At 72.5% G+C, this 11843-nt stretch carries 9 protein-coding genes and 1 pseudogene; 5 read left to right on the plus strand and 5 right to left on the minus strand.

Going from position 1 to position 11843, the window contains the following annotated elements:
* Positions 1-9: 9 nt before the first annotated feature.
* Positions 10-963, plus strand: a complete 954-nt coding sequence (locus ABT084_RS10875; RefSeq protein ID WP_351040773.1) for a LysR family transcriptional regulator — start codon at positions 10-12, stop codon at positions 961-963.
* Here ABT084_RS10875 and ABT084_RS10880 read toward each other — a convergent pair.
* A complete protein-coding gene (locus tag ABT084_RS10880; protein WP_351040776.1) occupies positions 953-4228 on the minus strand; it encodes a TIM-barrel domain-containing protein in 3276 nt (1091 codons plus the stop codon). The two genes, ABT084_RS10875 and ABT084_RS10880, sit on opposite strands and share 11 nt — an antisense overlap.
* A 306-nt stretch (positions 4229-4534) precedes the next feature.
* Here ABT084_RS10880 and ABT084_RS10885 point away from each other — a divergent pair, with 306 nt between their 5' ends.
* On the plus strand, positions 4535-5641 hold the full coding sequence (locus ABT084_RS10885) for an alpha/beta hydrolase (RefSeq protein WP_351040779.1): 1107 nt from the start codon (positions 4535-4537) through the stop codon (positions 5639-5641).
* Between the two features lie 52 nt (positions 5642-5693).
* On the opposite strand, the gene ABT084_RS10890 is transcribed toward ABT084_RS10885, so the two are convergent.
* Complete coding sequence (locus ABT084_RS10890; protein ID WP_351040782.1) at positions 5694-6509, minus strand: glutamate ABC transporter substrate-binding protein; 816 nt, start codon at positions 6507-6509, stop codon at positions 5694-5696.
* A gap of 170 nt (positions 6510-6679) precedes the next feature.
* Between ABT084_RS10890 and ABT084_RS10895 the strand changes: the two genes are divergently transcribed.
* On the plus strand, positions 6680-7213 hold the full coding sequence (locus tag ABT084_RS10895) for a TerD family protein (RefSeq protein ID WP_351040784.1): 534 nt from the start codon (positions 6680-6682) through the stop codon (positions 7211-7213).
* A 136-nt stretch (positions 7214-7349) separates the two neighbouring features.
* On the opposite strand, the gene ABT084_RS10900 is transcribed toward ABT084_RS10895, so the two are convergent.
* Positions 7350-7964 carry a TetR/AcrR family transcriptional regulator gene (locus tag ABT084_RS10900; protein WP_351040787.1) on the minus strand — a complete coding sequence of 205 codons (615 nt, stop codon included), beginning with the start codon at positions 7962-7964 and terminating at the stop codon, positions 7350-7352.
* A gap of 191 nt (positions 7965-8155) precedes the next feature.
* Here ABT084_RS10900 and ABT084_RS10905 point away from each other — a divergent pair.
* Positions 8156-8914 (plus strand): annotated as a pseudogene (locus ABT084_RS10905) (phosphatase PAP2 family protein); the annotation flags it as partial.
* Here ABT084_RS10905 and ABT084_RS10910 read toward each other — a convergent pair.
* Both ABT084_RS10910 and ABT084_RS10915 read right to left on the minus strand, forming a co-directional pair.
* A complete protein-coding gene (locus ABT084_RS10910) occupies positions 8879-9547 on the minus strand; it encodes a response regulator (RefSeq protein WP_351040790.1) in 669 nt (222 codons plus the stop codon). The pseudogene ABT084_RS10905 and the gene ABT084_RS10910 overlap by 36 nt on opposite strands.
* Positions 9548-9607: 60 nt before the next feature.
* Positions 9608-10864, minus strand: coding sequence for a sensor histidine kinase (locus ABT084_RS10915; protein WP_502968893.1), 1257 nt, complete (start codon positions 10862-10864; stop codon positions 9608-9610).
* A 216-nt stretch (positions 10865-11080) separates the two neighbouring features.
* On the opposite strand from ABT084_RS10915, the gene ABT084_RS10920 reads away from it, so the two are divergent.
* Positions 11081-11779, plus strand: a complete 699-nt coding sequence (locus tag ABT084_RS10920; protein WP_351040795.1) for a YoaK family protein — start codon at positions 11081-11083, stop codon at positions 11777-11779.
* Positions 11780-11843: the final 64 nt, after the last annotated feature.

The raw sequence follows: 11843 nt of genomic DNA on the forward strand, positions 1-11843 counted from the left end.
GGAAAACTGATGATCGATGTCCAGCGGCTGCGCGTGCTGCGGGCCGTCGCCGAGCACGGCAGTTTCAACAAGGCGGCCGGATCGCTGCTGCTGACCCCGTCGGCGGTCTCGCAGCACATCGCGGCGCTGGAACGGACGCTCGGCCACGCGGTGGCGGTGCGCAGCACCCGGGGGGTCACGCTCACCGAGGCCGGCCGGCTCCTGGTCGGGGCGGCGGAGGCGATCTCCGACGAGCTGGACCAGGTACGGGCCCGGATCGAGCGGATCGGCGCGGCGCGCCCCCGGCTGACCCTCGCCACCTTCACGAGCGGTGGCCGGCATCTGCTGCCGGTGGCGCTGGCACGTTTCGTGGCCGCGCATCCGGAGGTGGAGCTGACCGTCCTGGAGGCCGAGCCCGAGCAGGCGGTGCCGATGGTGCGCCGGGGCGCGGCCGATCTGGCGCTGACCTACCGCTTCGACGGGCCGGTGCCCGCCGGTCCCGGCGGGCGCCCGGCGCTCGACTGGACGCCGCTGATGGAGGATCCGCTGTCGGTGGTGCTGCCGCGCGGCCACCGTTTCACGGGCCGCGCCTCGCTCGGGCTCGGGGAGCTGGCCGCCGAGCGCTGGGTGCTGGGCTGCCTGAAGACGGAGGCGTATCTGCGCAAGTACGCGGCGCAGGCCGGTTTCGAGCTGCGGGTCGCGGCTTCCACGACCGACTACTTCTTCGCGCAGTCGCTGGTCGCGGCGGGCGTCGGGGTCTCGCTCGTGCCGTCGGTCTCGCTGGCGCCCGGGCCGGGCGCGGTGGCCGTGGAGGTCGATCCACCGCGCCCCGCCCGTCAGATCGGGGTGATCGCGGCGCGTGGGCGCGCGCCTCAGCCGTACGTGGGGACCCTGACCGGGGCGCTGCTCGCGGAGGCGGGAGCGGGTGCGAGAGCGGGTACGGGAGCGGTCGCGGGCGGCGCCCCGGGTGCCGTCAGGGAGTGAACGTCCAGCGCTGGGCGGGGGTTCCCGCGCAGGCGGCCCGGCCGAGGGTGGTGCCGTTGGCCGTGCCGGAGCCGGTGGGGACCAGGCACTGACCGCCGCCGCGCAGGCTGCCGTCCGGGCCCTGCTGCCAGCTCTGGGCGGCCGGCACCGGCGCCGGGGCGCAGGCCCGTACCGTCACGGCGCCGGTGGCTCCGGCCGTGGCGTCGAGGCAGACCCCGCCGAGGCCGGTGATCCGGCCGTCGCTCTGGAGGCTCCAGCGCTGGTTGGGGCCGCCGTGGCAGGTGTACAGGGTCGGTTCGGTGCCCGGCGCCGTGGCGCTGTGCGGCAGGTCGGCGCAGGTTCCCGAGGCCGCGTTGACGAGGGTGGCGTCGGTGGGCAGCGGCGCGGGGCGTCCGGTGAGCGTGATCTCGGCCGCGCTGGTCCAGGGCCCCCGGCCGCCCGCCTCGGTCAGGGCTCTCAGCCGCAGGTAGCGCCCGGTCTTCGCGGACAGCGGTACGGTCTTGGCCGCCGCGGTGTCGGGGAGCGTCCCGGTGGCCACCGGGGAGCCCCAGTCCGTGGTGCTGTCGGAGACGTAGACCTCGTAGCCGCCGATCCGGCCGTTGCTGCCGCCGTCCTGGCGGGGCAGGTAGCCGAGGCCGTCCACCGCGTAGCGGGCGCCGAGGTCGATGCGGATCTCGTGCGGCAGGGCCGCCGGGGTGCCGGAGGACCAGGCGGTGTGCCAGAGGGTGGCCGGGTCGCCGTCGAAGGCGTTGACGGCGGCGCCGCTCTCGGCGCCGGTCTCCTGGCTGTCCGCGGAGAGCAGGGACCAGCCGGTCTGCGGGACGGGGGTGCCGGAGGCGGGTATCGGCCGGGCCGCGGGGATCGTCGTACCGACGGCGGAGACGGTGAAGGCGCCCGCCTTCGTCCCGGTCTTGACCCACAGCACGCCCGCGCGGTCGGCCGGGTCGAAGAACCATCCCGTCGCGGCCGCGTCGTAGGCGCTCTTGGAGGTCAGGCGGTCGAGGGCCGCGCCGTCCGCGGTGACGGTGGAGGGCGCCGAGCCCACGTGGAGGGTGAGTTCGTAGCCCCGGGAGGCGGGCTTGCCGGTGTAGCTGCCGGTGGACGCGCCGATGGAGACGGTGACCGTGCCGGGGCCGGTGGCGGGGGCGGTGACGTCGACCTGCTGGTGGGCGGACGCCCCGTTCTGGTAGGCGCGGGTGAGGCCGTCGTCCTCGTACAGGGAGAAGGCGGAGGCCCCGCGCGGGGTGATGTCGTAGGTGAGGGTGGAGACCGGCTTCTCCCCCGCGTAGTTCATCTGCGGCCACATCGGCACGATGGCGCCGCCCTTGACGAACAGGGGCAGCGTGTCGAGGGGCGCGGCGTAGTTGTTCAGCCAGCCCGGTCCGGCGTAGGTCGTCCCGGTCCAGTAGTCGGTCCAGGTGCCGGCCGGGAGGTAGATCCCGTCCCGCACGGCGGTGTCGGAGACGACCGGGGCGACGAGGAAGGAGTCCCCGGCCATGAACTGGCCGCTGGTGAGGTTGCCACGGGCCACCGGGTCGCCCGGATAGTCCAGGACCATCGCGCGGGTACTGGGCACGCCGGTGTCGTGGGCGACGGCGCTCATCGTGTAGAGGTACGGCATGAGCCGCATCTTGAGCTGGAGGTACTTGCGGTTGATGGACTGGTACGGCTCGGCGAACCGCCAGGGCTGCTTGTCCTGGTAGCCCGCGGCCGGGCCGGTCGCGCCCCAGCCGGACATGGTCATGAAGGCCGGGGTGAAGGCCTTCCACTGGAGGTCGCGGACGTAGGTCTTGGGGCTGCCGCCGAAGATGCCGTCGACGTCGCCCGAGGCGTAGTTCAGGCCGGACAGGCCCGCGCCCGCGATGGCGGGGACGTGCCAGCGCATGTCGTCCCAGGTGCCGTTGGTGTCGCCGGTCCAGACGACGGCGTTGCGCTGGGTGCCCGCCCAGCCGTCGACGGTCCACACGTAGCGGCGGGCGTCGGAGTTCTTCTCGATGCCGTCCACGGCCTGCTCGACTCCGGTGAAGGCGCTCTTGTACCCGCCGCCGATCCAGGCGACGTCCGTCTTGACGCCGCGGGTGCCCGCGGTGCCCACTTCGTCGGCGATGGAACCGAGGCCGGTGGAGGTCCACAGACCGGTCTGGAAGCCCTTGGCCTTCAACGCGTCGACGGTCGATTTGAGGGGCGCGGTGTAGCCGCAGCCGTAGCCGTCGTTGGGCAGGAACCAGCCGGAGGGCATGTCGGCGGCGCGGGCGTCGGTGGCGTAGCCGACGACGTCCGGGGTGGTCTGGTGGCGCAGCCGGTTGTGGTCCCCCTGGTATGCGGGGTTGGAGGCGTTGAAACAGTCGGCGTTGCCGAGTTCGAAGCCCCACATCGGCGCCATGAACGGTTTGCCGCTGACATCGGTGTAGGCGTCGAGCACGGACTTGAGGGAGTCGCCGGTGAAGTACCAGGCGTCGAAGCGGTTCTCGTTGTGGGTCAGGGTGCTGGGCGCGTCGAAGGCGTACGAGCCGGGGGCCCAGGTGTTGCGCATGACGCCGTAGTCGTTGGTGGACATGTAGAAGGGGGCCGGGCTGGCGTTGTCGTTCTCCCGCCATCTGTTGTCGACGGCCACCGGTACGGTCTTGCCGCGCAGCGCCCACTCCCCCAGGCGCAGGCCCGTTCCGTAGAACTGCTCGTCGGCGCCGCGCGCCAGGTACTGGGTGGTCTTGCCGCCGCCCCAGCTGGTCGGCCGGCTCTCCTGCCAGACCAGGGTGGAGTTGTCCGCGCGGTACACGGAGAACTGCAACGGCGTCTTGTTGACCCGGATCGAGAGGGAGCCGGTGGTGATCTTGTAGTAGCCGCCTGCGTCGGTGTACCCGGCGGTCACGGGGCCGAAGTCGGTGGTGGGGGCCAGGTCGGAACCCGCCGGGTCGTTGGTGAAGGCGCCGTCCGGGGAGAGCCAGAGCCGGAAGATGTCGGCCCGGGCGATCACCACGCGGACCTTGGCGCCGCTGGACGAGGTCACGGTGAAGGTGTTCCCGGACCGGCTGAGGCCGGTGGCGTTGCCCGCCGTGGACGCGGGGGCGGCGGGCGCCGCCTCCGCCAGGGAGGCGGCCGGTCCGGCGGCCGCCAGGCCCGCCGCGGCGAGGGCGCCGGCCAGCAGTGCGGCGAGCGGGACGCGGCGCCGGGCCGGGAGCGCGCCGGTGCGCCGGGTACGAGGGGTGGCGCGGGCGCGCCGGAACAGGGACGGGAGCGGTGGCAGGAGGTGGGGGGTGAGTCTCATGGGGCAGCTCCTCTGCGGTCCGGAGTGCGGACACAGCTCTTTGGCATGCACCCGGCAACATAGCGTCCGCACACGTTCCCGTGAAGGAAGCTGCTTGAAGTGACGCAATATCGCGCAGCTTCGAGCATCCCTCTCCTGCGGGACACGACTCACCGCCTGCCCTTTTCACACCTGTTGGTGGCGAACCGCGGTAATCGCTCGCGACTCTCCTACCGTGACGGCCAACCCGGTCGGGACCGCACCCGCGCCGGACGCGCACCGCACACGCACCGCACACGCACCGCACACGCACCAGGAGTGGGCACGATGGAGCACCGCACGACACCGCTACCGCAGGAACCCCGCCGCCGCCCGCGCACGACCGCGCGGCGCCGCTGGATCGGCGCCGTGGCCGCGGTCGTGGTGGCCGGGGCGGCGGCCGGATGTGCGCTCTCGTACTACGACGCGTTCTCGGACACGGGCGACGTCGTCCGCTTCGACGAGGAGCGGGCCCCGGTCGAGGCGGGCGCACCGCTCAAGCCCCCGGCCGATCCGCTGACCCGGATGCCGACCGGGCCGCATCCCGAGCTGAGGATCGCCGCCACCATCCCCGAGGACGGCACCAAGGTCATGGTGACGACCTTGGCCGGGAGGAAGTCCGGGTTCACGGGCAAGGTCTGGCTCTGGGTCCCGCCGCAGTACAAGGAGCCCGCGTACGCCCACAGCGGGTTCCCCGTGATGATCGCCCTGCCGGGCGGCCCGGGGTACCCGAACAACTACTGGATGGACCCGCACCTCAAGCTGGAGTCCAGCATCTCCAAGTGGTCCCGGGAGGGCAGCAGCCTGCCCTTCATCCTCGCCATGCCCGTCCTGAACCCGCAGACCGACAAGGGCGGCCTGTACTGGGACGGAAGCGACATCCCCGGCCAGCCCAAGATGGGCACCTGGCTGACCGAGGACGTCCCCGACCTCGTACGTTCCACCTTCCGCACGATCGCTTCGCGCGACGGATGGGCCTTCATGGGCAGCTCGTCCGGAGGCTTCGCCGGGCTGAAGGCGGTCCTGCAGAAGCCGGACCGGTTCAAGGCCGTGATCGCCGGAGGGCCCGACATCGTTCCCGATTCCCGTCTGTGGAACGGCCACCCGCGGGAGAAGGCCGAGAACAGCCCGCCGGAGCTCGCCCAGAAGATCCTGGACCGCCACGGCCCCGAGGTCTACCTGGCCTTCCAGGTCGGCACCAAGGGCAGCGACATCCGCAACCGCCCGCCCATCGAGAAGTTCATCGAGCGGTACGGGACGGGCCCGGTCAAGACGAAGTTCCAGGTGGACCAGGGCGGCGGCCACGATGCCTACAGCTACGTCCCCGGCATGTACGAGGGCGGTCTGATCCAGTGGATCAGCCGGCACATGCGGGGACCGGTGCCGACGGCATAGCGACGGCGTGGCGACGGCCGGGCGACGGCGGCGGCCCGCCGGGGCGCCGCGGTCAGTTGCCCTCGGTGATCGCCGGGGCGGGCTCGTTCTTGTAGCCGGCGGCGCCGAAGTTGTTCTTGACGAACTTCGCCCAGGAGCCATCCTGCTCCATCTTGCGCAGCGCGTCGTTGATCTTCTTCTGGAGTTCCTTGTCGCCCTTCTTGAGCCCGATGCCGTAGTTCTCCTTGCTCAGGTTCAGCCCGGCGAGCTTGAACTTGCCCTGGTTGCCGTCCTGGGCGGCGTACCCGGCGAGGATGGTGTTGTCCGTGGTCAGGGCGTCGAGCTGGCTGTCCTGGAGGGCGACGAGACACTCGGAGTAGCCGGGGAGCTCCAGCAGGTCCGCCTTGGGGGCGAGGCTGTTCCTGATGTTCTCGGCGGAGGTGGAGCCGGTCACCGAGCAGAGCCGCTTGTGGTTGAGGTCCTCGGCCTTGGTGATGTCGGTCTGCGAGGCGCGGACCAGCAGGTCCTGGTGGGCCAGGAAGTACGGTCCGGCGAAGTCGACCTTGGTCTTGCGCTTGTCGTTGATCGAATAGCTCGCGGCGACGAACTTCACCTCGTTGAACTGGATCAGCAGTTCGCGGTCGGAGCTGTAGACCTGCTTGAACTCGATCTCGCTGGGCTTGTAGCCCAGCTCCTTGGCCACGTAGCGGGCGACGTCCACGTCGAACCCGGAGAACGTGCCGTCCGCCGCCCGGTACCCGAGGCCCGGCTGGTCGAACTTGATCCCGATCGGAATCGTGTGCTCGGCGTCATTCTGCGCGCCGCACCCGGAGGTGGTCAGGGCTAGAGCGATCGTTGCGGCGACCGCACCGGCCTGGGAAACCTTCATGCTGGACTCTCTCCGTGGAAACGACTTGCTTGGAGAAGCTAGAAAGCCCATGAGCGCAGCGTCACTACATCTGAGGAAAACTTGAGGATAACGATCCGGGCGGACCCGAAGATCCTCATGACAGCATGAAGGGGTACGGGGGCAATGACGTGACCTGGAGGGGGAGTTCGGTGAGCGGAGTACGCAAGAGTCTGGCCCGGGTGGAGGTGGCGCTGAAATGGGATCCCAGCGCGTCCGGTTCGCCCGCGAATGATCTCGACATCATCGCGGCGGTGTACGCGGAGGGTGATCTCCGGGGCACGCCGGAGTACGTCGTCCACTTCGACCGGCGGGCCCCCGACGGCACCGTCACCCTGAACCGGGACAGCCGCACAGGTCAGGGGTTCGGCTTCGACGAGGTGATGACGCTCGAGCTCGACCGGATGTCGGAGCGGCTGCGCCGGGTGGTCGTGGGCGTGGTCGTCCAGAGCGACGACGACGCGAGGACCTTCGGCGACATCGGCGGCATGGCCCTGCGGATCCGCGAGGGGTACGTCGACCTCGTCGCCGAGGGCCCGGTCGCGGACGTGGCGGATGCCACGGCGGCCACCATCGCGGTGTTCACGCGGGACGACGCGGGGGCCTGGTCCCTGGACCCGGCCGTGCGCGGCTTCACCGCCGCCCCGCAGGAGTACCTGCGGATCATGGGCGGCGCCGCGTCCTGAAACGGACGCGGACCGGGTGGCGGCCGCTCCTGCAGGAGCGTCCGCCACCCGGTCCGCGGTGCGCTGCCACCGTCCCCACGAGGCAGCGCGGGCAGGCGGGCCGTCCGGTCATCGGAAGACGGCCGCCCGCCGGTCTTCAGGGGCCCGGAGGCAGGCCCAGTGCGGGGAGCAACGCGGCGTCGACGAAGCGGACGAGGTAGTCGGCGTCGGCGTAGCGGCCCTCCAGGACGGGGCGGATCCGCAGGACGCCCATCAGCTGCGCCGGGAGGAACTCCACGGCGGGGTGGCCCGCGACGATCTCGCCCCGGGCGACGGCCCGCGCGACCATCACGTCGAACGCCGCGAGCTCGGGCTCGACCAGCGCCTCGCGCAGGGCTCCCTGGAGCTCCTCGTCGTTCATGACGGCGTGGCCGAGGGCCTGGGTGAGGCGGGTGTCGTGGCCCGAGGTGCCCGCGGCGATCCGGGCGGCCTCGCGGAGGTCCCCGGCGAGGGTGCCGGTGTTCACGGCGGCGAGGGTGCGGCTGCGCCGGGCCGAGCGCAGGGCCGCGGCGACCAGCTGCGGCTTGGTCTTCCACTGCCGGTAGAGCGTGGACTTCCCGCAGTTGGCGCGGGCGGCGACGCCCTCCATGGTCAGGGCCTCGTAGCCGTGCTCGCGAAGCTGCTCGAGGACCGCGTCGAAGAACTCCTGCTCCCGCTCCGGGGTGATCTTGGAGCGGCGCGCGCCGGTGGCCGGCGTCGGCGACGACGTCATGGGCGGCTCTCCTTCGGCGACAACGGGTGCGGGGTGCGGTGCGCCGCGGTGCGGTGCCTCGCCCTTCGATACGGAAGCGTACCGGAACGCAGGCGTATCGGTACACTCTCGTATCGATACATTGTCGTATCGGTGGTTCCCCCTCGGGCACACCGGTAGGCGCCAGAGTCCAGAGGAATGAGAACCGGGGCATGACCCAGCGCACCACGGCCGTCGGGCGGCCCCGGGCGATACCCGAGCTGCTGCTCGTCGCGGCCCTCTTCGCCGTGTACAAGGGCGGCCGGATGCTGACGGCCGGCCACACCGACGCCGCCTTCCGCAACGCGGGCCGCGTCTGGGACGCCGAACGCGCCCTGCGCCTGCCGGGCGAGGGCCGGGTCCAGGACCTGCTCCTGCACAGCGACACGGTCGTCCACCTCGCGAACACCTACTACGCGGCCGTGCACTTCCCGGCCACCGCGGCCTTCCTGATCTGGCTGTACCTGCGCCGGCCCGGCCACTACCTGTGGGCCCGCCGGGTGCTGGCGGTGCTCACCGCCGTCGGCCTGGTCTTCCACCTCGGCTTCCCGCTGGCCCCGCCGCGGCTGCTCGGGGCCGCGCACCTGATCGACACCGGCCAGGTCTACGGGCCGACGGTCTACGGCGCGGCGCCCGCGGCGGACACCATGGCCAACCAGTTCGCCGCGATGCCCTCGCTGCACTTCGGCTGGGCCCTGATGCTGGCGCTCGGCATGATCGCGGCCACCCGCGGGCGGTGGCGCTACCTCTGGCTGCTGCATCCCCTGCTGACCCTGACCGTGATCGTCGGCACGGCCAACCACTACTGGCTGGACGCCGCCGTGGCGACCGCGCTGCTCGGCGTCGCCCTGCTGGTGATCCCCCGGCCGGCCGCGGGGCGTACTCCGGGGCGCGGTTCAGGCCGGCCGGGCGACGAGACCGTGCTCGTGGGCCAGCACGACGGCCTGCGCGCGGCTGGACAGCGCGAGCTTGCTCATGCAGTGGTGGACGTGGGTCTTGACGGTGGCGGCGCTGAGGACCAGCCGCCGCGCGATGTCGGCGTTGGACAGTCCGGCGCCGACCAGGCCGAGCACCTCCCGCTCCCGCGGCGTGAGGACGTCCAGCCCGGGCCAGGGGGTCCGTACGACCGGGGCGCAGCCCGCGATCAGGCCCGTGAGGGCGCCGGGGCTGAAGAGCATCTCACCGGCGTGGACGGTTTCGATGGCGGCGAGCAGCCGCTCCGGCGGGGTGTCCTTGAGCAGGAACCCGCCCGCCCCCGCGCGTAGCGCCCGGTAGACGTACTCGTCCGTGCCGAAGGTGGTCAGGACGAGCACCCGGGGGCCGGGGCCGCCGGACGGGTCCGCGGCGGCGGCCGCCAGGATGCGCTCGGTGGCGGCGATCCCGTCCGTACCGGGCATCTGGACGTCCATCAGGATCACGTCGGGGCGGGTCTCGGCCGCCAGGCGCACCGCCTCCTCGCCGTCGGCCGCCTCACCGACGGGATCGAAGCCCGGCGCGGCCTTGAGCAATGCGGTCAGACCGGACCTGATCAGAAACTGGTCGTCGACGACGAGCACAGACGGCATCCGCGTTCCCTGCTTCCCGATGGATCTGGACGGCCCGGCCGCGCGCCACCGGCCCGCCCCTCACGCGACGGGGCTCGGCCGCGGCACCGGGACGGTCAGGCTGACCTCGAAGCCGCCTTCCGGGACGGAGCGCGCGACCACCGTGCCGTGGTAGATGGTCGCCCGCTCGCGCATGCCGATCAAGCCCTGGCCGGCCGGTCCGGGCCGCCTGACCGAAACCCGCTCCCGCGCCCCCTCGTCCCTGACCTGCACCGAGACGGAGTCCCGCGCGTAGTGGACGTGGACCGTGGTCCTGGCGGCCGGGGCGTGCTTCATGACGTTCGTCAGTGCCTCCTGGACCATGCGGTACGCGCACAGGTCGATCCCGGGCGGCAGGGGGTACGCGGTCCCGGTGACGCTCACCTCGACGGGGACCCCGGCGGCCGCGACCCGCTGGACCAGCTCACCGAGCCGTCCCAGCCCGGGGACGTCGGGCGCCGGGTCCGGCCCGCCGTCCGGCGCCCCGGGGGCGGGGTCGTCCTCGCGCAGGACCACCAGCATCCGGCGCATCTCGGCGAGCGCCTCGCGGGCGCTGGCCGCCACGACGTCGAGGGCGGAGCGCGCCGTCGCCGGGTCGGTGGTCACCACGTACCCGGCCAGGCCCGTCTGGACGGAGATCACCGAGACGTGGTGCGCGATGACGTCGTGCAGCTCGCGGGCGATCTGGATGCGCTCCTCCATCACGGCCCGGCGCGCCTTCTCCTCCTGTTCGCGGCGCAGTCGCAGGGTCAGGACGCGCAGGCGCCGGGAGCCGTCGCCCGCGACCCAGAAGACGACGGTGGCGACCGTGACGAAGCCGACGCTGAGCGGACCGATGCCCGGTTCCGCGAGCCGCGCGCCCCACAGCAGGACACCGAGCGTCAGCCCCGCACACCTGGCCGAAACCCGCCGGTCCCGGTACGCGGCGGCGGTGTACAGGGCGATCAGCAGACCGCAGACGACGGGTATGTGGTAGTAGCCGCGGGTGTAGTAGAAGGCCGCGCAGAGCGCCGTCGCGGCGTGTACGGCCACCGGGAACCGGCGGCGCAGGACCAGCGGCAGGTAGACCGAGCCGAGCAGCAGGTAGCCGAGGATGTCCGGGGCGCGCCAGTAGCCGTGCGGATCACGCCAGTTGTGGAGCATGACGGCGGAGAGCCACAGCGCGCCGACGGCGCACACGACGTCGCCCACGAGGGGGAGCATCCGGCGGAAACGGACCGCCGCCGGATGCGCTGCCACCGAAGCCAGGGGCCTCCGGCGTATAGAACTGTGCACGTCAACTCCCTCACGACCACTCATGGTTGTACAGGGTCTACACCCAGGGGGGTAGGTGGATTTCACCCTGTGGAGGGGCGCGAACGATCTCCCGGCGCCCATAGGTTTCCGCCGTGCGGCCGTGCCCCGTCGGGGGGCGGGCACGGCCGCGCGGTCGACGGCCCGGGAGACGTACGCCGTCCAGGCAGCCCGGGAGCGTGTCGTCGCGGCGGGGGCGGGCCGCCGTGTCACCCTCGGGCGGTGTCCGAACCGGCGCGCCCGCTGGCCCTGCTGCTGCTCGTCCTGACCGTCGCCACCGGCATGGTCGAGGCGGTGAGCCTGCTCGCGCTCGGTCCCGTCTTCACCGCGATACAGACCGGGAACGTGCTCTTCCTCTCCTTCGGCGCCGCCCGCGTCGGCAGCCTTCCCGCGCTGGCCTCCGCGGTCTCGCTCGGCGCGTTCGCCCTGGGGGTGGTCGCCGGGGCGCGGCTGGAGGCGGCGGCCGAGGAGCGCGGGTACCGGTACTTCGTCATCGGGCTGACCGTGGAGGCCCTGCTGATCTGCTGCGCGGCGGCCGCCGGGTGGGGCGTCGCGCCGCGGTTCGGGCGGCCCGACGCCCGGCACCTGCTCGTGGCGGCGGTCCTCGCGGCCGCCATGGGCCTGCGCAACGTCACGAGCATGCGGGTGAACGCCCCCGGCCTGCCCACCACCCTCGTCACCCGCTCCATGACCGCCTTCCTCGGCGGCTCGGCGCTGGGCCGCGACCGCGCCTTCGGCTGGGGCACGGGAGGCTGGGTGCGCCGGGCCGTGTCGGTGGCGGCGATGTTCGTCGGCGGCCTGAGCGGCGCGCTGCTGGTGCGCACGGGCTGGACGGTCACCTGGCTGCTGTGTCCGGCGGCGGTCCTCGCGCTGGCGGTGGCCGCCGCCTACCTGACCCAGCCCCGGCTGCACACCCGCTGAGGCCCGCTCTCCCGGCGCCACCGGAATCCGATGCAGAAACGATGCGAGTTGAGCGAAGCCGCGG

Origin of the sequence: Streptomyces sp. NPDC002138, assembly GCF_040296485.1 — a bacterium.
In the GTDB taxonomy this organism is placed as follows: Bacteria; Actinomycetota; Actinomycetes; order Streptomycetales; family Streptomycetaceae; genus Streptomyces.

What these genes read in the sequence shown, in the direction of transcription:
- ABT084_RS10910 (WP_351040790.1), bottom strand. Translation starts at nt 9,547, where the DNA reads ATGCCGTCTGTGCTCGTCGTCGACGACCAGTTTCTGATCAGGTCCGGT.
- ABT084_RS10885 (WP_351040779.1), top strand. Translation starts at nt 4,535, where the DNA reads ATGGAGCACCGCACGACACCGCTACCGCAGGAACCCCGCCGCCGCCCG.
- ABT084_RS10875 (WP_351040773.1), top strand. Translation starts at nt 10, where the DNA reads ATGATCGATGTCCAGCGGCTGCGCGTGCTGCGGGCCGTCGCCGAGCAC.
- ABT084_RS10915 (WP_502968893.1), bottom strand. Translation starts at nt 10,864, where the DNA reads ATGAGTGGTCGTGAGGGAGTTGACGTGCACAGTTCTATACGCCGGAGG.
- ABT084_RS10900 (WP_351040787.1), bottom strand. Translation starts at nt 7,964, where the DNA reads ATGACGTCGTCGCCGACGCCGGCCACCGGCGCGCGCCGCTCCAAGATC.
- ABT084_RS10880 (WP_351040776.1), bottom strand. Translation starts at nt 4,228, where the DNA reads ATGAGACTCACCCCCCACCTCCTGCCACCGCTCCCGTCCCTGTTCCGG.
- ABT084_RS10890 (WP_351040782.1), bottom strand. Translation starts at nt 6,509, where the DNA reads ATGAAGGTTTCCCAGGCCGGTGCGGTCGCCGCAACGATCGCTCTAGCC.